The organism is Nocardioides daeguensis (assembly GCF_019192965.1).
Lineage (GTDB): Bacteria > Actinomycetota > Actinomycetes > Propionibacteriales > Nocardioidaceae > Nocardioides > Nocardioides daeguensis.
On sequence record NZ_JAHTKU010000021.1, the window covers coordinates 154,252 to 175,199 of the forward strand.

Sequence of the window (20,948 nt, forward strand, 5' to 3'; positions counted from 1 at the left end):
TCCCGAGGTCAGGACGTGTCCTAGCGGTAGGTCACCAGCGGCCGCGGCAGGTGCGGGTGCTCGTTGAAGGTGAGCAGCCGGGCACCGGTCGCGCCCACGATCACCCGGGTCACCGAGGTGTTCGCGATAACCGTGTTGAACCGCGCCCACACCGGTCCGACCGCCGCCGGGTCCGGTACGACGAGCAGCGCGGCCAGCGCCGCGATCACGCCCCCGGACGTGACGACGAGCGTCGGCCCCGGCCGGGCGGCCGCCGCGTCGAGAGCGGCGCGGGCCCGGCCGACGAAGGCGTCGTACGGCTCGGGGTAGCCGCCGTCGGGTCCGGCCTCGGTCCAGTGCGCGGTGGAGACCTCGAACTGCTCCTGGAAGGCGCGCCGGTCGGTGGTGTGGTCGACGGTGGCACCGGTGGCCTCGGCGTAGCGGGCGAGCACGGCGAGGTGGTCGAACTCCGCCCAGTCCTCGTCGACCGCCGCCTGCGGGGCACCGGGCAGCCCGGGCAACCAGCCCGCGCCCTCGGCGATCGCCTCCCAGGTCTCGCGGTGCCGGCGCATGCCGCCGTGCACGACGGAGACCGGATCGGGTCCCTCCTTGGCGAGCCAGCGACCGAGCACCCGGCCCTGCTCCCACCCGGTCTCGGAGAGCACGTCGTAGTCGTCGGCGCCGAACGAGGCCTGGCCGTGGCGGACCAGCAGCAGCACGCCCATCAGGCCCCCTCTCCCACGGGCAGGGCGGCGAGCACCTGCCGGCACCGGGTCTCCAGGTAGCCGACGGCCGGCCCGAACGCGGCGTACGCCTCGTTGGTGGTCTGGCCGTGGAAGTAGCGGTACCAGATCTGCTGGGCGATCACCGCGAGCCGGAACAGGCCGAAGACCTCGTAGAAGGCCCACTGTGCCGGGGTCAGGGTGAGGCCGCTGCGCTCGCAGTAGGCGTCGACGACCTGCTGGCGGGTCCACATCCCCGGCGCGGTCGTCGGCTGGCGCCGGAAGAGGCGGAAGAACTCGTCGTCGTCGGCCTGCACCCAGTAGGCGAGGGTGCAGCCGAGGTCCATCAGCGGGTCGCCGACGGTGGCGAGCTCCCAGTCCAGCAGGCCGATGATCCGGGTCGGGTCGCCGGCGTCGAGGACCATGTTGTCGAAGCGGTAGTCGTTGTGGATCATCCGCTGCCCGACGTCGGCGGGCTGGTGGGCGGCGAGCCAGCCGGTGATGTCGGACCAGTCGCCGGTGTCGTCGGTGCGGGCGGCCTCGAGGCGCGCGATCCAGCCGCCGACCTGGCGCGCGACGTACCCGTCGCCCTTGTTGAGGGCCGCGAGCCCCGGGACGGCGGCCACATCGATCGCGTGCAGTGCGACGAGGGTGTCGACGGCGGCGTCGCAGAGCGCGGACGCCTGCTCCGCGGTGATCGGGAAGCCGAACTCGCGGCGCGGGATCAGGCCGTCGAGCCGCTCCATGACGTAGAGCTCGCTGCCGATCGGGCTGTCCTCGGCGGTGCAGTACGCCACCATCGCGGGCACCTGGGGGAAGACCGGCCGGAGCGCGGCCTGGATCCGGTACTCCCGGCCCATGTCGTGCGCGCCCTTGGCCTTGGTGCCCACCGGCGGGCGGCGCAGGATCAGGTCGGGCCCCTCTGACTGCGCAGACATCCGCAGCAGGTAGGTCAGGTTGGAGGCACCGCCGGGGAACTGGCGCACCTCGGCGATCGGGCCGCGCCCGAGCCAGGCCTCGACGGCGCCGACGTCGAAGGCGTCCTCGTCGCGGACCGGCCGCGACTCGTCACGGCCCGCCCGGTCCACTCCGCTCACTCGGCCACCGCGTCGAGCTTGCGGGCCTGCGCGCGCATCACGGCGTCGTACGACGCCCGGTCGGTGAGCTTGAGCCGGTAGGCCGCCCGCGCGGCGTCGTCGGGGATGATCAGCTCGGCGCCGGCGTCGATCCCGTCGAGCACTGCGGCCGCGATCTCTTCGGGCCCGAGCGGCGCGTCCTGCACCAGCTGGGTCATCACCTGCTGCAGCGCTGCGTCGCGGCCCTCGACGCCGGCCATCAGGTTGGTGCGGAAGTACGACGGGCACACGACGTGGGCGCTGACCCCGTGCGCGGCGAGCTCGTGGCCGGTGGTCTCGGTGAGGGCGACGACGGCGGCCTTGGTGGCGTTGTAGCCGCCCATCCCGGCCGGGTGCACGAGGCCGGCGAGCGAGGCGATGTTGACCACCCGGCCGCTGCCCTGCCGCTTGAACATCGGCGTGAACGTGGCCGTGCCGCGCACCGCCCCGAGCAGGTTGATGTCGACCAGGCGCTGCCACTCGTCGATCCCGGACACGTCGAGCCGCCCGCCGCCGGCGATGCCCGCGTTGTTGACGAGCACGTCGAGCCCGCCCCAGGTCCGCTCGACGTGCTCGCGGGCCGCGGCCCAGTCGGCGTCGCTGGTGATGTCGAGCGGGAGGATCCCCTCGGCGGGCGCACGGTCGGTGCGGAGCACGTCGGCGCCGCGCTCCTCCCAGGCCCGGGCGAGGGCGGCGCCCAGCCCGGAGGCCGCGCCGGTGATCAGGACCCGCTGTTGCTGCTGCGTCACCCGGCCGACATTAGTGCCTACGCCAGCACGTCCCGCAGGGCGCTCACCAGCAGGTCGACGTCGTCCTCCGTGCAGACCAGCGGCGGCGCGAAGCGGACGGTGGAGCCGTGCGTGTCCTTGGCCAGCACCCCGCGTGCCATCAGCGCCTCGCACACCTGGCGCCCGGTCATCAGGGTCGGGTCGACGTCGACCCCGGCCCACAGACCCCGCGCCCGCACCGCGACCAGACCCGACCCGACCAGCGCCTCCAGGCCGGCGACGAGCCGCTTGCCGAGCACCCGGGCGCGCTCCTGGTACTCCCCGGTGGCCAGGAGCCCCACGACCTCGTGCCCGACCGCGGCCGCGAGCGGGTTGCCGCCGAAGGTCGAGCCGTGGGTGCCCGGGCGGACGACGTCCAGCACCGCGCGGTCGGCGGCGATCGCCGAGACCGGCAGGATCCCGCCGCCCAGCGCCTTCCCGAGGACGTAGATGTCCGGGACGACGTCCTCGTGGTCGCAGGCGAAGGTCCGCCCCGTGCGACCGAGCCCCGACTGGATCTCGTCGGCGACCATCAACACGTTCCGCTCGGTGCACAGCTCGCGGACGCCGCGCAGGAAGCCGTCGGGCGGCAGGACCACCCCGCCCTCGCCCTGGATCGGCTCCAGCAGCACCGCGACCGTGGTCCCGGCGGAGGCGTCGATCGCGGCCGTGAGGGCCGCCAGGTCGCCGTACCGGGCCCGGGTGAAGCCGGGCGTGAACGGCCCGTGGTCGGCGGTGGCGTCGGGATCCTCGGAGAAGCCGACGATCGTCGTGGTGCGGCCGTGGAAGTTGCCGCTCATCGTGATGATCGTCGCGGCGCCCGGCGCGACGCCCTTGACCTGGTAGCCCCACTTGCGGCTCACCTTGATCGCGGTCTCCACGGCCTCGGCGCCGGAGTTCATCGGCAGCACCATGTCCTTGCCGGTCAGCTCGGCGAGCGCCCGGGCGAACGGTCCCAGCTGGTCGTTGTGGAAGGCCCGGCTGGTCAGGGTCAGCCGGTGCAGCTGCTCGGCGGCGCGGGCGACCAGCCGCGGATGACCGTGCCCGAAGTTGAGGGCGGAGTAGCCGGCGAGGCAGTCGAGGTAGCGGCGGCCCTCGACGTCGGTCACCCAGGCGCCCTCGCCGGAGGCGAGCACCACCGGCAGGGGGTGGTAGTTGTGCGCGGCGTAGGTCTCGACGAGGTCGATGTGCTGGCGGGTCGTCGTCATGGCACCAGCATGAGGTCCCCGTCAGGCTGCCACAACGGTCACGACCGACGCCCGTCGGACCGGGTCCGCCCAGCGGCGTGCGGCCCGGCCGATCCGCACGGCCGCGACGGCGAGCAGGACGACCGCGCAGAGGGCGACCAGGTCGGCCCGGCCGACGCCGGCGAACCCGGCGAGCAGCAGCCCCGAGAGCGTCGTGGCGACAGCCAGGCGCAGCGAGTAGCCGACCATGGCGAGCGGGGGCGCGGGGGTGGCGCGCGCGGAGCGGAGGTCGACGGCGTACGGGTGGGCGAGGGACCAGCGCAGCGCCGCCGAGACCGACTGGGCGACGACGACGAGCAGGGCCAGGACCACGGCCAGCGCCTCGACGGTCGTCGGGCGGCCGGCCCGGAGCGCGCCGAGGGCCAGGGTCGCCGTACCGGCGCCGAGGAGGACCTCGGTCAGCACGAGGGCCCGGGCGAGCAGGACCGTGCGCGGCGCCACCGGGAGGGACTCGCGCCAGAGCATCCCGCGCCCGTCGAGGCACCACAGGTTGACGCCGAACAGCAGCACGCAGCCGGAGGCCACCAGGCCGGGCAGCAGCACGAGGCTCGACCACGCCAGGCCGCCGGCGAGCGCCACGGCGCCGGGCGCGAGGGCGAGCAGCACCGTGCCGCGACGCAGCGGGACGCTGCGCCACACCGAGGCCCGGTCGGTACGCCGCAGCAGGGCGAGGTCCGAGCGCGGCAGCGGTCGGGCCGCGTGGGTCGCGGTCTCCTGCCGAGCCTCGTCGCGCGGCACCCGGCCCGCGGTGAGGACCGCCAGCGCGCCGCCGACGGCGACCAGCAGGACCGTTGCGACGAGGAGACCGGCGACGGCCAGCGCCTGCTGGGCCGGGCGGCCGTGCCCGATCGCGGCGGCGACCAGCGGGGCCGGGGCCACCCCGAGACCCGCGAGCGGGAGGGCGAGCCAGGCGAGGACCCGGCGGCGGCGCAGGTACTCCGCGGCCCAGCCGACCGCCTGCGCCAGCGCGGTCACCGCCACCAACCAGGCCAGGGCCACCGGCGCTCCCCCAACGCCGGCGGCCGCCGCGACCAGGCCGAGCAGCGCCCAGGCCTGGATCAGCCAGGCGGCGCTGAGCGGGGCGAGGAGCAGCGCGCCGAGGTGGTCGGTCAGCGGGCTGATCGGGTACACCGCCGCGGGGTCGCGGGCCAGCAGCTCCCGGCCGCCGCCGCTCGCGACCGCACCGCTGACGGCGGCCAGGACGACGGCGGCCAGGGCCGGGGCGAGCAGCCGGTCGAGGTCCCCGCGCGCCGCGGGGGCGGGCACCAGGTCGGGCAGCGTCGCCGCGGCCACGGTGGCCGCCCCGAGCCCGGCCAGCGCGAGGGCGGCGGCCCGCGGTCGCCGTACCGTCGCCCGGCGGAACCAGAGCAGGTGCCGTACGTCCGCGACCGCGGCGAGCAGGCGGGCCCGGCGCTCAGGCCAGGAGCGCACGGTAGGCACGGGCTCCCTCGTCCCCGGCCATGTGGTCGGCGCTGACCGTGGCCACCCGGACCCCGGCGCGCAGCACGGCCACCTCGCTGCAGACCTCGACCGCGAGGTCGCGCAGGTGGGTGGACACCAGGACCCCGGCGCCGCGGGCGCGCGCGTCCTCGATGACGGTGAAGGTGGCCTCGACACCGACCGGGTCGACGCCGTCGAACGGCTCGTCGAGCAGCAGCACCCGGGGTTCGTGCAGGGCGGCGAGCACGACGCTGAGCCGGCGACCCATGCCGTGGCTGAACCCCGCCGTCACCCGGTGGGCGACGTCGCCCAGGTCGAACTGCTCGAGCAGCGCGCGGGCCCGCGGCTCCCAGCCGTCGAGCCGCCGCAGCCGGGCGCTGAGCTGGAGGTGCTCCCACGGCGTGGCGCGCGGCACCAGGCCGCCGACGTCCGGGCAGTAGCCGACCGCCCGCTTCGCCGCGAGCGGCTCGGCGTGGACGTCGTGCCCGGCGACCAGGGCGCGCCCCGCACTGGGCGGCACCACGCCCGCGAGCACCCGCATGGTCGTCGACTTGCCCGCGCCGTTGCGGCCGAGCAGCGCCAGCGCCTGGCCCGCCTCGACCCGCAGGTCCACGCCCGCCACCGCGTCGACGGCGCCGAACCGCACGCACAGCCCGGCGACCTCGACGGCAGCGTCGGCTGGGTCGGCTGGGTCGGCTGGGTCGGCTGCGTCGGCCGTGGGCTGAGGCTCCCTCCCCGTCACGGCTCCCACTCTGGCGGCGACCCGCCCGCGGCGCCAGGCGAAGGCAGACAATGTGTCCGATCGGTCAGCCGGCACCACCCGTCGGGAGGAGAGCCGCGGCCGACGTGGCTCCGGTCTTCCCGGCCGGCCGACTTTTGGAGTAGCGTTCAATTATGAGCGAGACTCCAACGACGATCCGGGCCGCCGCCGTCCAGACCGAGGCGCGCCTCGGTGACGTCGCGGCGAACCTCGCGGACTGCGAGCGGCTCGCCGACCGCGCGGTGGTCGACGGGGCCAGCTGGGTGGTGCTGCCGGAGTTCTTCTCCACGGGCATCGGGTACCTGCCCGCGCTGTCGGCGCAGGCGCCGGGGCCGGACGGGGAGCCGACCCGGCTGCTCGAGGCACTGGCGGCGCGGCACGGGATCCACGTCGGCGGGTCCACGCTCGTGCGCGACCCGGACGGCGAGGTCCGCAACGCGTTCTTGCTGTTCGGGCCACAAGGTCTCCTCGGGCGCCACGACAAGGACCTGCCGACGATGTGGGAGAGCGCGCTCTACACGGGCGGGCGGGACCCGGGCCGCATCGACGTGGACGGCACGAGGGTCGGGGTCGCGTTGTGCTGGGAGCTGATGCGCTCGCAGACGGTGGCCCGGCTCGGCGGCGAGGTGGACCTGGTGGTCGGTGGCTCCGGCTGGTGGAGCATGCCGTCGTGGCCGCTGCTCGGGGGCGCGGAGCGGCGCAACCACGCGCGGGCGACGGCGGCACCGGCCGTCTTCGCCCGGCACGTCGGGGCGCCCGTCGTCCACGCGGCCCACGCCGGGCGCGTGGAGTGCGGCTTCCTCGGCACGCCGCTGCGCTACCGCGGCCGGCTCGAGGGCGGGGCGCAGATCTGCGACGCGCAGGGCCGGGTCCTCGCCCGCCGCGACCGCGACCAGGGCGAGGGGATCGTGGTCGCCGACGTCACCCTCGGGCGGACCACGCCCAGCTACGCCAGCGACCGCTTCTGGCTGCAGCGGCGGGGCACCGTGGCCGCGGCCGCGTGGCACTTCCACAACCGGGTCGGGCGGCAGGTCTACGCCCGCGCCCAGGCGAGCCGGACGGAGGTGGCGCGATGACGACGACGCCGAGCGCCCTGGCCGCATCCGGCGCGGTCGAGCTCGCGGCGAGCGCCCTGTCCGGTTGGGTCTACACGCTCGCGATCGCGGACCAGGAGCGGGCCCGCCGCCTCGGCATCGTCAGCACGCCGCGGGTGCGCCAGTGGCACCTCGACCTCGCGGCGCTCGGTACGGCGACGGTGGCTCTCGGCGCGGCGCTCCCCGATGCGCCGCGCCCGCTCCAGCGCACGTTGGCCGTGGGCTCGTGGAGCAACGCGATGCTCTTCCTGCCGCTCGCGTTCCGGCCCGGGCTGGCCGAGGACCCTCGCTACCGGGCCGCGGTGGCGGGCTCGTTCGTGACCACCTCCGTCGGCTTCGTCGGGTTCGCCGCTACCGCTCTGCGGCGCCGACGCGCAGCGCGTCGCTGAGCAGCCGGCGGCCGACGGCGAGCGTCCGCTCGAGCTCGTCGTCGTCGACGCGGAGCCGGTCCTGGCGCAGGGACAGCGCGATGACGCCGTTCCAGGCACCCCACACGAAGCGGGTCGCCCGGTCCAGGTCGACGTCGGCGCGGATCTCCCCCGCCCGCACGGCAGCCTCCAGGTCGGCCTGCACGGCCCCGACGAGCGCCTCGACCCGGTCGGCGATCCGCGCCTCGACCTCCGGGTCGGCCTGGCCGGAGCCCGGCTCCAGCACCCGCAGCGCGATCATCTGGAAGGCGCCGGGCTGCTCGAGGTGGAAGCGCAGATAGGCGTCGCCCGCGGCGAGCACCCGCTCCAGGGGGCTGTCCAGCCCGAGGTCGAGCACCCGGGCCATCGCCTGCTCGTTGAGGTCGAGGGCCCGCTCGACCAGGGCGAGGTAGAGCCCGGCCTTGTTCTTGAAGTGCACGTAGACCGAGCCGACGGAGACGTCGGCCGCCTCGGCGACCTCGTCGATCGTGGTCGCCTGGAGTCCGCGCTCGCGGAAGAGGCCCTCGGCGGCGTCGAGGATCGCGGTGGCGGTGCGGGCCTTGCGGCGGGCGCCACGAGGGCTCGTCGTCACGTCCCGAACTGTAGTTGGCCTCGCCGGGCAACCGATCCGCCCTCCAGCACGTCTCTTCCTACGTGATGTGGCTCGCCGCCGGGATCTTGTGGTTCATCGTGCTCCTGCTCGCGGGCGTGGCGATCGCCCGACGCTGAACCGGCCCCGGGCGGAGCGAGCCGGTCGTCAGCTGCACAGGCCCGCGGCGGCCCGGTCGTCGTCCGACAACCCGCCGGACGGCGCCGGGCTGGCGGCACCACCGGGCGAGGCGGGCGCCTCCGAGGCCGTGCCGGACGGGGAGCCGGACGGGGAGCCGGAGGCCGTGCCGGACGGGGCGCCGGACGGGGAGCCCGGGCCGCCGCCCGGGGAGTCCCCGGCGCTGAGCGCGTCGTCGAGGAACTCCTTCGTGAGCGGCTTGTCGTCGATCACCAGCTGCCACAGGCGCGAGACCGACGGCCGCCACTCGACGCCGCCGCTGACCTTGTCGGTGTCGAGGGTCCACGGCGTCGTCACGAACTTGATGTTGTCGGCGCCCACGTCCTGCGCGCTGGCGGCGACCTTGGCCATCGCGGCGACGGAGGGGAAGTTGGTCTGCAGGTCGGTGGTCGCGGCGCCGATGAAGCTCGCGAGACGGTCCGGCCGGGCGAGCATTCCGCCGGTGAGCGCCTTGTCGATCATGGCGCCGATCAGCGCCTGCTGACGCCGGGTGCGGTAGGGGTCGATGCCGCCGCTGATGCCGTAGCGCACCCGCGCGTAGGCCAGCGCCTCCTCGCCGTCGACCTCGCGGGTCCCCGCGTCGAGGTGGATGTTGCCGGTCGTGTCGTCGATGTCCTCGGGCACACAGATCTCGACACCGTCGAGCGCGTCGACCATGTCCTTGAACTGGTTGAAGTCGACCACCACGAACCGGTCGACGTGGATCCCGGTCAGCTGCTCGAGCTGCTGGCGCGTGCAGCCCGGCCCGCCGACGGCGTACGCCGCGTTCCACTTCTCGTAGGTCGTGGCGGCGGGGATCTCGCTCTCGTCGGCCCGGTAGCAGGTCGGTCGCATCACCGCGGTGTCGCGCGGGATCGAGATGCCGTAGGCGAAGTCCCGCTTTGCCGAGAGGTGGAACAGGATCGTCGTGTCGGACAGCCCGCCCCCGGCCTCGCCGTCGATCTTGCAGCCCTCACAGCTGCGGCTGTCGGTGCCCATCACCAAGACGTTGAGGGCCTTGGTCGTCTTCTGGGGCCGGTTCTTGCCGACCACCGTCGGGTGCTGGAGGTTCCCGTTCCAGCTCTGGTAGGCGAGCACCACCCCCAGCCCGGTCAGCAGGCCGAGCGCCAACAGGCTCGCCGCGATCACCCGGAGCACCGTGCGCCCCGGCCGTGCCACCCGTCGCCGGCCGCCCATGCCCGGAAACGTACCGGGAGGGTGGGAGATTCGCCGGCCGGCCGGTGAAACTCACGCCTGGACGAGGAAGCTTCCTCGTCCAGGCGTGAGTTCTGTCGTCCCGGTCAGGGACTTGTCCACAGGATCAGGCGGGGAAGCCCTTGCCCGAGGCGGCCAGCTCGCGCAGCCACGGGGTTGCCCGGAAGCGGTCGCCGTACTTCTCGGCCAGCTCGTCGGCCCGCGCGAGGAAGGCGTTGAGCCCGATCTCGCCGGTCGCCTTGTTCTCGTAGCCGGTCATGAACTGCGCGGCGCCACCGGTGTTGGGCGGGAAGCCGATGCCCATGATCGAGCCGATGTTGGCGGCGGCCGCCGAGGTGATGACGCCCTCCTCGAAGGTCTTCGCGGTCTCGAGCGCCTCGGCGAAGAGCATCCGGTCACGGATGTCCTCGATCGGCGGCTGCTCCTCGGCCACCGGGAACAGGTCGGCGAGACCCGCCCAGATCGAGCCGCGCTTGCCGTCGACGTAGTCGTAGAAGCCGGCGCCGCGCAGGCGACCGGCACGGCCGGCCTCCAGCATCTTCTCCACCACGGCGATGCCCGGGTGCTCGGTGTCGAGGTTGCCGTCGCGCTCGTTGGCCTCGCGGGTGGCCTTGGCGATCTTGGCCATCAGCTCGAGGTTGAGCTCGTCGGAGAGCTGGAGCACCGGAGCCGGGTAGCCGGCGGAGGTGGTGGCGCGCTCGATGGAGTACGGCGCCACGCCCTCGGCGAGCATCGCCATGCCCTCGTTGACCATGAAGCCGATGACCCGCGAGGTGTAGAAGCCGCGGCTGTCGTTGACCACGATCGGCGTCTTGCGGATCTGCAGGACGACGTCGTACGCCTTCGCCAGCGCCTCGTCCGAGGTCTCCTGGCCGGAGATGATCTCGACCAGCGGCATCTTGTCGACGGGCGAGAAGAAGTGCAGGCCGATGAAGTTCGGGCGCTTCGACGCGTCCTCGATGCCCTCGGCGAGACCGGTGATCGGCAGGGTCGAGGTGTTCGAGCACAGCAGCGCGTCGGGGTTGACGTGCGGCAGGATCTCGGCGAACACCTTGGCCTTGAGGGCCGGGTCCTCGAAGACGGCCTCGATGACGAGGTCGCAGCCGGCGAGGTCGGCCGGGTCGGCGGTGGGCTTGATCCGGTCGAGCAGCTCCTGGGACTTCTCCTCGGTCAGCTTGCCGCGGGAGATCGCCTTCTCGTTGATGCCCTGGCTGTAGGCCTTGCCCTTCTCGGCGTTCTCGATCGCGACGTCCTTGAGGACGACCTCCATGCCGGCCCGGGCACAGACGTAGGCGATGCCCGCGCCCATCATGCCGGCGCCGAGGACGCCGACCTTGGCGGCCTTGTACGGCGCGACACCCTGCGGGCGCAGCGAGCCGGAGTTGATCGCCTGCAGGTCGAAGAAGAACGCCTGGATCATGTTCTTCGAGCCCTGGTTGATGATCAGGTTGGTCAGGTAGCGCGACTCGATCCGCGAGGCGGTGTCGAAGTCGACCTGGGCACCCTCGACCGCGGCCGCGAGGATCGCGCGCGGCGCCGGGTAGTCCGCACCCTTGAGCTGCTTGCGCAGCAGGGCGGGGAAGGCCGGGAGGAAGCCGGCGAGGGCCGGGGACTTCGGCGTGCCGCCGGGCATCTTGTAGCCGGGGGCGTCCCACGGGTTGAGCGCGGCCTCGGGGTTGGCCTTGAGCCACGCCTTGGCGGCCGGGACCAGCTCGTCCTGGGTGGCGACGAGCTCGTCGACGACGCCCTTCTTGAGCGCGGCCTCCGGGCCGAACTGGGTGCCCTGGAGCAGCACGTCCATCAGCGCGGTCTGCAGGCCCCACTTGCGCACGGCGCGGGTGACGCCGCCGCCGCCGGGGAGCAGGCCGAGGGTCGCCTCGGGGAGGCCGACCTTGATCTTCGGGTCGTTGACCAGGATCCGGTGCTGCGCGGCGAGGGTGATCTCGTAGCCGCCGCCGAGCGCGGCGCCGTTGATCGCGGCCACGACGGGCTTGGGGAACAGCTCGAGGCGGCGCAGCGCCTTCTTGACGTTCTCGGCCATCGCGAACACGTCCGGGGCGTCGTCCTTGGTCGCGGTGACCATGCCCTTGAGGTTGCCGCCGGCGAAGAAGGTCTTCTTCGCCGAGGCGATCACCACGCCGGTGATGTCGTCCTGCTCGGCGTACAGCCGCTCGACGGCGTCGGCCATCGAGGCGATGTACAGCTCGTTCATGGTGTTGGCGCTGGCGGTCGGGTCGTCGAGCGTGAGGGTGACGATGCCGTCGGCGTCGCGGTCGTAACGCACCGCGGTCTGCGTGTCAGTGCTCATGTCTTCTTTCGGTTCCGTGAAGTTCGAGGGTTCGGGACTACGACGCTCAGACGCGCTCGACGATGGTGGCGATGCCCATGCCGCCGCCGACGCACAGCGTGGCGAGGCCGCGGCGCAGGTCGCGGCGCTCGAGCTCGTCGATCAGGGTGCCGAGGATGATCGCGCCGGTCGCACCCAGCGGGTGACCCATGGCGATCGCGCCGCCGTTGACGTTCGTGATGCTGTCGTCGATGCCCATGTCGCGCATGAAGCGCATGGCCACGGCGGCGAACGCCTCGTTGATCTCGAACAGGTCGATGTCGCCGACCTCGAGGCCGGCCTTGGCCAGCGCCTTGCGGGCGGCCGGGGCCGGCCCGGTCAGCATGATGATCGGGTCCGCGCCGGAGACGGCGGTCGCGATGATGCGGGCCCGCGGCGTCAGGCCGAGGTCCTTGCCGACCTGCTCGTTGCCGATCAGGGTCAGCGAGGCGCCGTCGACGATGCCGGAGCTGTTGCCGGCGTGGTGGACGTGGTTGATCTTCTCGACCCAGTGGTACTTCTCGAGCGCGACCTCGTCGAAGCCGGCGTCGGCGCCGAGCTGGGCGAAGGACGGCTTGAGGCCGCCGAGGCTCTCGACCGACGTGTCGGGACGGATGGTCTCGTCCCGGGCGAGGATCGTCATGCCGTTGATGTCCTTGACGGGGACGACGGCACCGTCGAAGTAGCCGTTGGCCCACGCCTTCGCGGCGCGGTGGTGCGACTCGGCGGCGAAGGCGTCGACGTCCTCGCGGCTCCAGCCCTCGAGGGTCGCGATCAGGTCGGCACCGATGCCCTGCGGCACGAAGCCCGCCTTGAACGCGGTGGCCGGGTCCGACGCCCAGGCGCCGCCGTCGGAGCCCATCGGCACGCGGCTCATGCCCTCGACACCACCGGCGAGGATCAGGTCCTCGAACCCGCCGCGGACCCGGCTGGCGGCCTGGTTGACGGCCTCGAGGCCCGAGGCGCAGAAGCGGTTGAGCTGGACACCGGCGACGGTGTCCGGGAGGCCGGCGGCGATGGCCGTGGTCTTGGCGATGTCGCCACCCTGGTCGCCGATCGGCGAGACGACGCCGAGCACGAGGTCGTCGATCCGGTTCGGGTCGAGGCCCGGGTTGCGCTCCTGCACGGCGTCGACGAGGCCGACGGCGAGGTCGACCGGCTTCACCTCGTGGAGGGAGCCGTTGGCCTTGCCGCGGCCGCGCGGGGTGCGGAGGTGGTCGTACACGAATGCTTCTGCCATGACCGTCCTTGTTTCTGTACGGGAGAGGTGTCTCTGAGGACGATTGTGACACTATTACTGTCATGGTCAAGAGCGAGGGGCCCGCGGACGGTGTGAGCCACGACGCACCCGGCACGGCGTCGCGTCCGGATCCGCAGGCGCAGCGGGGCGAGGAGCTGCTCACCCTCGAGGAGCTCACCACGCGGGTCGGGCTGACCGTGCGGACCGTGCGTTTCTACACCTCACGCGGCCTGATCCCGCCGCCGATCAGGCGCGGCCGGTCGGGCTACTACTCCGCTGCCCACCTGGCCCGGATCGAGCTGGTGCTGGAGCTGCAGAGCCACGGATTCACGCTGTCGGCGATCGAGCGGTACGTCGCGGGCATCCCCGAGGACGCCAGTCCCGAGGACATCACCCTGGCGCGCACCATGCTCGCGCCCTGGCAGTCCGACCTGCCCGTCGAGATGGACCGCGAGCAGCTGGAGAAGAAGGCCGGGCGCGCGCTCTCGGCCGAGGACGTCGCCACGCTGCAGGCCCTCGGCGTGCTGCGGGTCCGCGGGTCGTCGTACCTGGTGGCGAGCAACCAGCTCGCCATCGGCATCCGGCTGCTCGAGCTCGGCTTCCCCCGCGAGGTCGCGGTCGCCGCCGCGGCGGTCTACCAGGAGCACGGCGAGCAGATGGCCAAGGAGCTCTACGAGGTCATCAACGACAAGCTCGCCCCGCTGTACGGCGACGCGACGACCTCCGAGCACTTCCGCGAGATCATGGAGCGGCTCAAGCCGCTGTCGGTCGGCGGCCTGGTGTCGGCGTACGAGTCGGCGGTCACGCGCGCGGCTCGCACCCCCGGGCGCAGCTGAGGTCGGGCGCACCCCATGCGCTCTGGTCGCGATCTGTCGGAATCAACGACCATTTCGCATGGGGCGCGGAACGTCAGCGGCGACCGGAGCTGAAGCCGGCAGCGCTGTGGCCGCCGCCCGAGGCTGAGCCCGCGCCGGCGCCCGAGCCGGCGCCACGCGAACGCGACCGGCCGCGGCCGCCGCCGCCCGAGCGCTGGCCGGCCGGCTTCGCGCCGCCCTGGCCACCCGAGCGCGGCTGACCCTGACCCTGACCCGGGCCGCCGCCGTTCTTGGCGCCCGGCTTCTTCGCGGCGGGCTTCTTGCCGGCGGGACGACGGCGACCGCCGCCACCGTTGCCGCCACCGTTGCCGCCACCCTGGGCAGCGGCCGGGGTGAGGTCGATGCCACCGGGGCGGGACCGCTCGCCGGGGGCGAGGTCCTGCAGCACCGGGTGGTCGGGGCCCTGGATCCGGGTGGTGGTCGGCGTGATGCCGGCGGCCCGGGTGAGGGCACGGACGTCCCCCCGCTGCTCGCTGGTCATCAGGGTGATCACGGTGCCGGCGGCGCCGGCGCGCGCGGTGCGGCCGGAACGGTGCAGGTAGGCCTTGTGCTCGGCCGGCGGGTCGGCGTGGACGACGAGCGAGACGTCGTCGACGTGGATGCCGCGGGCCGCGATGTCGGTGGCGACGAGCGTGGTCGCCGTACCGCTGTGGAAGGCCTCCATGTTGCGGGTACGCGCACCCTGGCTGAGGTTGCCGTGGAGGTCGACCGCGGGCACGCCGTTCTTGTTGAGCTGGCGGGCCAGCGCCTTGGCGCCGTGCTTGGTGCGCGTGAAGACGACCGTGCGGCCGGGCGCGCTGACCAGGTCGAGAAGGACGGGCAGCCGCTGCTCGCGCTCCACGTGGAGCACGTGGTGGTCCATCTTCGTGACCGGCGACTGGGCCGAGTCGGCCTCGTGCACCGCCGGGTCGACGAGGAAGCGCTTCACCAGGACGTCGATCGCGTTGTCGAGCGTCGCGGAGAACAGCATCCGCTGGCCACCCTTGGCCGTCTGGTCGAGCAGGCGGCGCACGGCCGGCAGGAAGCCGAGGTCAGCCATGTGGTCGGCCTCGTCGAGCACGGTGACCCGGACGTCGGCGAGGCTGCAGTAGCCCTGGCCGATCAGGTCCTCGAGCCGGCCGGGGCAGGCGATGAGGATGTCGACGCCGTCGCGCAGGGCGTTGACCTGCGGGCCCTGACCGACGCCGCCGAAGACGGTGGTGGTGCGCAGGCCGACGGCCTTCGCGAGCGGGGCGACGGTGGCCGCGATCTGGCTCGCGAGCTCACGGGTGGGCGCCAGCACGAGGGCACGGGGGCGCTTCGGCGCGGGGCGGCGGCGCTCACCCTCGGCGGCCAGGCGCGCGACGAGCGGGATGCCGAAGGCATAGGTCTTGCCCGAGCCGGTGCGACCGCGGCCGAGCACGTCGCGACCCTTCAGCGAGTCGGGCAGGGTCGCGGCCTGGATCGGCGTGGGGACGGTGATCTGGTCGGCCGTCAGGACGTCGAGCAGAGCAGTGGGCACGCCGAGGTCGGCGAAGGTGGTGGTCACGGTGTTTCTCTCCGGAGACCGCAGGACGCAGCGATCCCCTCAGGTGGGCGTCTCGCCGTGCTGCCTGTCCGGTGACAGGCGGTGAAGCGGTGCCTCTGGTGAGGGGCGCGGTCCGCGAGGTGGTGCTGCGCGGTGCGCCGGGATCCGGGGCAAGACTGGCCGGATCGGTGTCCCCAGCCTAGGGGCCGCGGGTCCGGCGGGGTGAATCCGCGCCGGACGTGGCGATGTGGGCTGTGCCACCTTGCCCGCGACCTTGCCCACCACCGGGCCCGGTGCCGGCGGGGATCAGCCCTCGAGCTGCACCGCGGCGCCGCGCTCGATCAGCCCGTCGACGTCCTTGACGCCCCAGGCCTCGAGCGCCTCGCGAGTGTGGGAGCCGGCGCCGGCGGCCGGCGGGTGCGAGAGGGTCGCCTTCGTGCGGGAGAACCGCGGCGCGGGCTGCGGCTGCACGATGCCCTCGTGCTCGACGAAGATCTCGCGGCCCTTGATGTGCGTGTGGTCCTTGGCCTCGCTCATCCGCAGAATCGGGGCGACGCATGCATCGGTGCCGTCGAAGATCGCGCACCACTCCTCGCGGGTCTTCTGCTTGAAGGTGGCGGTGATCAGGGCGCGCAGCTCGTCGGTCTTCGCGACGTCCCAGCGGTCGGGCGCGGTGTCCTTGATGCCGAGCAGCTCGACGAACAGGTCGTAGAACTGCGGCTCCAGGGCACCGACGGACATGTGCTCGCCGTCGGCGGTCTCGTAGATGTCGTAGTACGGCGCGCCGCCGTCGAGCAGGTTGGCCGCCCGCTCCTCCTTGTACCCGCCGCCGGCGAGGAAGGCCGAGGTCATCGCGTTGAGGTTCGCCGTACCGTCGACGATCGCCGCGTCGACGACCTGGCCCTGCCCGGAGGCCTGCGCCTCGAAGACCGCGGCGAGAATGCCGATGACCAGGTACGTCGACCCGCCGCCGAAGTCGCCGACCAGGTTGGTCGGGAACTGGGGCTTGTCCTTGACCTGGCCCAGGCCGTGGAGGGTGCCGGTGATGGCGATGTAGTTCATGTCGTGGCCGGCGGCCTGCGACCACGGGCCGTCCTGGCCCCAGCCGGTCATCCGGCCGTAGACCAGGCGCGGGTTGCGGGCGTGGCACTCCTCGGGGCCGAAGCCGAGCCGCTCGGCGACGCCGGGGCGCATGCCCTCGACGAGCACGTCGGCCTGCTCGACCAGGTCGAGCACGGTGGCGACCGCGTCGGGGTCCTTGAGGTTGAGCGCGACGCTGGGCCGGCCGCGGTTGAGCAGGTCGTGCGAGCCACCGGTCAGCATCTGCCCGCCCGGACGCTCGACCCGGATCACGTCGGCACCGAGGTCGGCCAGGATCATGCAGGCGTGCGGGCTGGGCCCGATGCCGGCGATCTCGACGACCTTGAGGCCCTTGAGCGGACCGGTTCCCTGACCAAGCGCGAACGTCATGGTGCCGATCCTCGCACAACGCTGACAGCGATGCTGTCAGTGTCTCGGGCTGGTCCTGTGCCGCGCCCCATGCGTTCTGGTCGCAGTTCGGCGGATCTGACGACCAGAACGCATGGGGTGCGGTACCAGACCGGCTGCGAGGCTCAGCCCGGGTTGACGATCCGAGCCAGCTCGAAGTGCATCGGGTCGGTGTAGGCCCAGTCGCCGCCCCAGGCGAAGCCCCACTTCTTGAAGATCGCGACGACGACCCGATCCATCTGACCGACCGTGCCGCGCTGGTTGCCCGGGACGTTGAAGTCGAGCGCCAGCCCGAAGGAGTGGTTGGACAGCTGGGTGGACCCGGCGATGAAGCGCGGGTAGTAGCAGCCGGCGTACTCGCCGGGGTGGATCTTGTCGGCCAGCTTGCTGGTGACGATCTCGGCGAGCGCCGCCTTGAGCTGCGGCATCAGGTACTTGTTGCAGGTGACCGAGCCGAGGATCGGGACCACCTCGGTCACGATGTGGGCCTTGACCCAGGCTGGGTCGGGCGCGATCCGGCCGCCGCCGATCGGCGTGTAGCGGAAGACACCGACCGCGTCGCTGAACGCACCGACCGGGATCGCCTGCTGGTAGGTGCCGGGGTCGATGCCGCTCTGCGCGACGATGTCGAGGGCGCTGATGGAGAACCGGTCCTTGCCGAAGGCCTTCTCGATCTTGTCGCGCACCACCTGCGGCGAGGACAGCCCGGTGTTGATCAGCACGGCGTTGTCCTCGGGCAGCCCGAGCGCGTCGCCCCAGCGGCTGTTGACGACCGCGGCGATGCCGTCGACACCGCCGGGGAACAGCGCGCCGATGTGGATCTTCTCGTCCTCGACGTTCAGGTAGCCCTTGGCGTCGGGCACCAGGTCCTGCTCCAGCGCCTTGGGGATCGCGACCTCGCCGCCGGCGATCCGGTCCCACTGCTCCTGGAACGTCGCGGACCCGTTCCCGGTGAACCGGCGGTACTCGCCCGGGTCGACGGCGGCGATGTTGAAGAGCTTGTTCTGCACCGAGAACTGGCCGTAGGACAGCTGGGTGAAGGCGGCGACGCCCTTCTTGCCGCGCACCATGACGCCGGTGATCGTGGCCAGGTCGGCCTCCGACAGGGTGCCCTCGGAGACGAGGAGCAGGTCGTCGCCGTACTGCTTGCCGTCGAAGGGCCCCGGCGGGGCCACCGCGTGCGCCGGGTCGGCCACGGCGGTCGTCGACGTGGCGGTCGTGCCGGCCGCCGCCTCGCTCGGGTCGGCCTTCGGGCCCTTCTCCGCACCCTGCGGCGTGCCGCAGGCGGTCAGCGCGAGGAGGGCAGCACCGCCTGCGAGCCCGACCACCGGCCGGCTCCACGGGGTGCGGCTCCCGAACCCCGGCCGGCTACGCGACGATTCCGACTCGATCTGGCGGCGTTGGCGTCGCTCGAAGGGCCATCCAGCACGACGTCGCTCCGCCGCCTTGCCAGATCGGCCGGAATCGCCGCTCGCCACGGCCGTGGCTCGAGAGCCACACCCCAGGGCGCGTCGCACCAACCCCATGGTCCTCATCCCTCCGCCGGCCCTCCCGACGGCTCCCGAGGCGAAGGGTAGTACGTGCGCGATCAGCGAAGGACGCGTTCGGCGATCCAGGCGATGTCGTCGCCCGTGCGGGCGGGGTCGGCCGAGGGCTGCATGACGTGGCTGAGCACCAGCCGCACGACCATGTCGATGCTGGCGGCCAGGCGGTCGGGAGGCAGGCCCACGTCGTACGCCGCCACGCGGTCGGCGACCACCAGCTTGGCGCCCTCGAGGAGGTACTCGGAGTGCGTGGTCAGCAACGGCAGCAGCTCGGTGTCGGCGCCGTGGGTCGCCGACACGACGGCGTGGAGCAGCGCGTTGTCCTGGGCGTACTTGAGGACCCGCCGCGCCGAGTCGCGGATCGCGGCGACCAGGTCGTCGGGGTTCTCGTCGAAGGAGCGGGTCACCCCGCCGAGGAAGCGGTCCAGCTCGCGGCGCACCATCGCCTCGGCGAGGTCGCTCTTGGTGCCGATCTCGTTGTAGACCGTCTGCCGGCTGACCCCGACCTCGTCGGCGAGGCGGGCCATCGTGACCTTCGCCCACCCCGCGGAGGTGGTGAGCTCGACGGCCGCCTCGAGCAGGCGGTCGCGAAGGGTCAGGGTGGCCACCCCTGTGAGGGTAGCCACCCGTTCGACCAGCGCCCGGGTCCGGTCGGCGAGGAGGGACATCGGGCCCCGGCCTCAGCCTTCGAGCGTCAGCGCGAGCACCGGGCACGCCTGCACGGCGGCGTACACGTGGGCCCGGTCGCCCTCCGGCGGGGCGTCGTCGAGAACGGTGACCTTGTCCTCGTCCTCGTCCACCTCGAAGTAGTCGTTCGCCATGGCCTCGCACATGCCGAGGCCCTCACACTTCTCCAGATCCGCGACGATCTTCATCTCAGGCCTGCACCTTCTCGGGGTCGAACGGGACGAAGTCGATCTTCTCGCGGACGCCGCAGTCCGGGCAGCACCAGTCGTCGGGGATGTCGGCCCAGGCGGTGCCGGCGGCGAAGCCCTCGTGCTCGTCGCCTGCGGCGACCTCGTAGACGTAGGAGCAGCCCGGGCACTTGGCGGCCAGCACCTCGCCGACGAACTGCTGCGCGAAGAGGTCCTCGGTCTTGACCGCGTGCTCGCCCGGCGGCGGGAACTTCGCGAGGTACTTCGCCTCCTTGCCCGGAGCGATGTTGGCCAAGGTGACGTCGCCGTCGAGGTGCTCGACCACCCGGTGGTCCATGACCTTGCGCCACAGCGGCGGGATCAGCGCCAGGTTGATCATGCCGGCGTAGCCGGTCGGCAGCGCCGGGGACTCCTTGAAGTCGCGCAGGGCCTGGTAGCGCCGGGTGGGGTTGGCGTGGTGGTCGCTGTGGCGCTGCAGGTGGTAGAGGAAGATGTTGGTGACGATGTTGTTGCTGTTCCAGCTGTGCATCGGCAGCACCCGCTCGTAGCGCTGCTTCTCGCCGACCCGCTGACGCTTGAGGCCGTAGTGCTCGAGGTAGTTGACGACCTCGAGGAGCGAGAAGCCGAAGACGACGGTGATCGGGACGTAGACCGCGACCTCCCAGCCGTTGAGCGCGACGACGGCGGCCCACAGCACGACGGACATGGCCCAGGCGTTGAGCACGTCGTTGCCGACGTGGAAGGGGTGCGTGCCCTTGCGGCGGTAGCGCTTGGCCTCGACCTCCCACGAGCTCTTCAGCGAGCCCCAGACGGTGCGCGGCCAGAAGCGGTACAGGCTCTCGCCGAGGCGGGACGACGCCGGGTCCTCGGGCGTGGCCACGCGGACGTGGTGGCCCCGGTTGTGCTCGATGTAGAAATGGCCGTAGAAGGTCGGCGCGAGGGTGATCTTGGCGAGCCAGCGCTCGACCGACTCCTTCTTGTGACCGAGCTCGTGGGCCGTGTTGATGCCGATGCCGACGACGCCGGCGATCGACAGCGCCCACAGCGCCTTCTCCCACCACGGCAGCTCGAGGTGGTCGACCATCAGGTTCGCGCTCAGGTGCGCGTCGCCCCAGTCACCCAGGCCGACGTGGTTGAGCAGCCAGGCGACCGGGTTGCCCTCGCCGATGATGTAGTAGCCCGCGAACACCAGCGCGAACATCATCGGCACGTAGGCGAAGACCACCCAGCGGTAGTACTTGTCGTTCTCGAGCTCCTCGATGACCTCGTCCGGCGGGTTGCTCTGGTCGGTGCCCATCGCCAGGTCGAGCAGCGGGATCAAGAAGTTGATCAGGAACGGCGCGACGAGGGCGAACCCCCACCAGCCGCCGGTCGCGATGTAGGCCAGCGCGAACAGCACGCCGAAGCCGGGGACCATCAGTCCCCACAGCCACAGGTAGCGCTTCTTGTCCTTCCACTGCTCCGTGGATCCCTCGGGAACGGTCGCACCGACATTCGGTCCGGTCATCGTCTGGCCTCCTCGCCCGCGGCAGGCACCTGCCGCTTGACAGAAAGGTAGGACTTGTAAAGTCTTTTGACAAG

19 protein-coding genes are annotated in these 20,948 nt (G+C 72.7%); 3 read left to right on the top strand and 16 right to left on the bottom strand.

What is annotated here, in order from left to right; translation table 11 throughout:
* Positions 1 to 20 precede the first annotated feature (20 nt).
* Genes KU893_RS17760 through KU893_RS17785 form a run of 6 tightly spaced genes read right to left on the bottom strand, consistent with a single transcriptional unit; the run spans position 21 to position 6,012 of the window.
* Positions 21 to 704: a histidine phosphatase family protein gene (locus KU893_RS17760; protein ID WP_218235714.1), complete on the bottom strand. Its 684-nt coding sequence runs from the start codon at positions 702 to 704 to the stop codon at positions 21 to 23.
* Positions 704 to 1,798, bottom strand: a complete 1,095-nt coding sequence (locus KU893_RS17765) for a phosphotransferase family protein (protein ID WP_218235715.1) — start codon at positions 1,796 to 1,798, stop codon at positions 704 to 706. Before KU893_RS17765 ends, KU893_RS17760 begins: the two co-directional genes overlap by 1 nt.
* Positions 1,795 to 2,565 carry an SDR family NAD(P)-dependent oxidoreductase gene (locus tag KU893_RS17770; protein WP_218235716.1) on the bottom strand — a complete coding sequence of 257 codons (771 nt, stop codon included), beginning with the start codon at positions 2,563 to 2,565 and terminating at the stop codon, positions 1,795 to 1,797. The genes KU893_RS17765 and KU893_RS17770 overlap by 4 nt, the downstream gene beginning before the upstream one ends.
* Before the next feature lie 17 nt (positions 2,566 to 2,582).
* A complete protein-coding gene (gene rocD, locus KU893_RS17775; protein ID WP_218235717.1) occupies positions 2,583 to 3,791 on the bottom strand; it encodes an ornithine--oxo-acid transaminase in 1,209 nt (402 codons plus the stop codon).
* A gap of 21 nt (positions 3,792 to 3,812) precedes the next feature.
* Positions 3,813 to 5,270: a hypothetical protein gene (locus tag KU893_RS17780; RefSeq protein ID WP_218235718.1), complete on the bottom strand. Its 1,458-nt coding sequence runs from the start codon at positions 5,268 to 5,270 to the stop codon at positions 3,813 to 3,815.
* Entirely contained in the window at positions 5,245 to 6,012 is a 768-nt protein-coding gene (locus KU893_RS17785; protein WP_218235719.1) for an ABC transporter ATP-binding protein, read from the bottom strand. Before KU893_RS17785 ends, KU893_RS17780 begins: the two co-directional genes overlap by 26 nt.
* Before the next feature lie 152 nt (positions 6,013 to 6,164).
* Here KU893_RS17785 and KU893_RS17790 point away from each other — a divergent pair, with 152 nt between their 5' ends.
* Together KU893_RS17790 and KU893_RS17795 are read left to right on the top strand one after the other, a co-directional pair.
* On the top strand, positions 6,165 to 7,106 hold the full coding sequence (locus KU893_RS17790; RefSeq protein WP_218235720.1) for a carbon-nitrogen hydrolase family protein: 942 nt from the start codon (positions 6,165 to 6,167) through the stop codon (positions 7,104 to 7,106).
* Positions 7,103 to 7,513 carry a hypothetical protein gene (locus KU893_RS17795; RefSeq protein ID WP_218235721.1) on the top strand — a complete coding sequence of 137 codons (411 nt, stop codon included), beginning with the start codon at positions 7,103 to 7,105 and terminating at the stop codon, positions 7,511 to 7,513. Before KU893_RS17790 ends, KU893_RS17795 begins: the two co-directional genes overlap by 4 nt.
* Here KU893_RS17795 and KU893_RS22910 read toward each other — a convergent pair.
* The 4 genes from KU893_RS22910 to KU893_RS17815 form a co-directional block, all read right to left on the bottom strand.
* Positions 7,476 to 8,123 (bottom strand): TetR/AcrR family transcriptional regulator, encoded by a 648-nt coding sequence (locus KU893_RS22910; RefSeq protein ID WP_218235722.1) that lies wholly within the window; start codon positions 8,121 to 8,123, stop codon positions 7,476 to 7,478. The two genes, KU893_RS17795 and KU893_RS22910, sit on opposite strands and share 38 nt — an antisense overlap.
* Positions 8,124 to 8,288: 165 nt before the next feature.
* Positions 8,289 to 9,494: an LCP family protein gene (locus KU893_RS17805; protein ID WP_218235723.1), complete on the bottom strand. Its 1,206-nt coding sequence runs from the start codon at positions 9,492 to 9,494 to the stop codon at positions 8,289 to 8,291.
* 124 nt (positions 9,495 to 9,618) lie between these two features.
* Positions 9,619 to 11,820, bottom strand: a complete 2,202-nt coding sequence (locus KU893_RS17810; protein ID WP_218235724.1) for a 3-hydroxyacyl-CoA dehydrogenase NAD-binding domain-containing protein — start codon at positions 11,818 to 11,820, stop codon at positions 9,619 to 9,621.
* Between the two features lie 46 nt (positions 11,821 to 11,866).
* On the bottom strand, positions 11,867 to 13,078 hold the full coding sequence (locus KU893_RS17815) for an acetyl-CoA C-acetyltransferase (RefSeq protein WP_218235725.1): 1,212 nt from the start codon (positions 13,076 to 13,078) through the stop codon (positions 11,867 to 11,869).
* Positions 13,079 to 13,140: 62 nt separating this feature from the next.
* On the opposite strand from KU893_RS17815, the gene KU893_RS17820 reads away from it, so the two are divergent.
* A complete protein-coding gene (locus KU893_RS17820; RefSeq protein ID WP_218235726.1) occupies positions 13,141 to 13,914 on the top strand; it encodes a MerR family transcriptional regulator in 774 nt (257 codons plus the stop codon).
* A gap of 73 nt (positions 13,915 to 13,987) precedes the next feature.
* Here KU893_RS17820 and KU893_RS17825 read toward each other — a convergent pair whose 3' ends face one another.
* The 6 genes from KU893_RS17825 to KU893_RS23695 form a co-directional block, all read right to left on the bottom strand.
* The gene (locus KU893_RS17825) at positions 13,988 to 15,481 is read right to left on the bottom strand and encodes a DEAD/DEAH box helicase (RefSeq protein WP_218235727.1); all 1,494 of its coding nucleotides are present in this window, start codon (positions 15,479 to 15,481) and stop codon (positions 13,988 to 13,990) included.
* Positions 15,482 to 15,766: 285 nt separating this feature from the next.
* A complete protein-coding gene (locus KU893_RS17830; protein WP_218235728.1) occupies positions 15,767 to 16,930 on the bottom strand; it encodes a CaiB/BaiF CoA transferase family protein in 1,164 nt (387 codons plus the stop codon).
* A gap of 143 nt (positions 16,931 to 17,073) precedes the next feature.
* Positions 17,074 to 18,276, bottom strand: coding sequence for a M15 family metallopeptidase (locus KU893_RS23690; protein WP_218235729.1), 1,203 nt, complete (start codon positions 18,274 to 18,276; stop codon positions 17,074 to 17,076).
* Positions 18,277 to 18,536: 260 nt separating this feature from the next.
* Complete coding sequence (locus KU893_RS17840; protein WP_257441355.1) at positions 18,537 to 19,100, bottom strand: TetR/AcrR family transcriptional regulator; 564 nt, start codon at positions 19,098 to 19,100, stop codon at positions 18,537 to 18,539.
* Between the two features lie 72 nt (positions 19,101 to 19,172).
* Positions 19,173 to 19,367 carry a ferredoxin gene (locus KU893_RS17845; protein WP_218235731.1) on the bottom strand — a complete coding sequence of 65 codons (195 nt, stop codon included), beginning with the start codon at positions 19,365 to 19,367 and terminating at the stop codon, positions 19,173 to 19,175.
* A gap of 1 nt (position 19,368) precedes the next feature.
* The gene (locus KU893_RS23695) at positions 19,369 to 20,874 is read right to left on the bottom strand and encodes a fatty acid desaturase (RefSeq protein WP_218235732.1); all 1,506 of its coding nucleotides are present in this window, start codon (positions 20,872 to 20,874) and stop codon (positions 19,369 to 19,371) included.
* Between the last annotated feature and the right edge of the window lie 74 nt (positions 20,875 to 20,948).

What these genes read in the sequence shown, in the direction of transcription:
- KU893_RS23695 (WP_218235732.1), bottom strand. Translation starts at nt 20,874, where the DNA reads ATGACCGGACCGAATGTCGGTGCGACCGTTCCCGAGGGATCCACGGAG.
- KU893_RS17805 (WP_218235723.1), bottom strand. Translation starts at nt 9,494, where the DNA reads ATGGGCGGCCGGCGACGGGTGGCACGGCCGGGGCGCACGGTGCTCCGG.
- KU893_RS17830 (WP_218235728.1), bottom strand. Translation starts at nt 16,930, where the DNA reads ATGACGTTCGCGCTTGGTCAGGGAACCGGTCCGCTCAAGGGCCTCAAG.
- KU893_RS17760 (WP_218235714.1), bottom strand. Translation starts at nt 704, where the DNA reads ATGGGCGTGCTGCTGCTGGTCCGCCACGGCCAGGCCTCGTTCGGCGCC.
- KU893_RS17820 (WP_218235726.1), top strand. Translation starts at nt 13,141, where the DNA reads ATGGTCAAGAGCGAGGGGCCCGCGGACGGTGTGAGCCACGACGCACCC.
- KU893_RS17815 (WP_218235725.1), bottom strand. Translation starts at nt 13,078, where the DNA reads ATGGCAGAAGCATTCGTGTACGACCACCTCCGCACCCCGCGCGGCCGC.
- rocD (WP_218235717.1), bottom strand. Translation starts at nt 3,791, where the DNA reads ATGACGACGACCCGCCAGCACATCGACCTCGTCGAGACCTACGCCGCG.
- KU893_RS17845 (WP_218235731.1), bottom strand. Translation starts at nt 19,367, where the DNA reads ATGAAGATCGTCGCGGATCTGGAGAAGTGTGAGGGCCTCGGCATGTGC.
- KU893_RS17790 (WP_218235720.1), top strand. Translation starts at nt 6,165, where the DNA reads ATGAGCGAGACTCCAACGACGATCCGGGCCGCCGCCGTCCAGACCGAG.
- KU893_RS17795 (WP_218235721.1), top strand. Translation starts at nt 7,103, where the DNA reads ATGACGACGACGCCGAGCGCCCTGGCCGCATCCGGCGCGGTCGAGCTC.
- KU893_RS17810 (WP_218235724.1), bottom strand. Translation starts at nt 11,820, where the DNA reads ATGAGCACTGACACGCAGACCGCGGTGCGTTACGACCGCGACGCCGAC.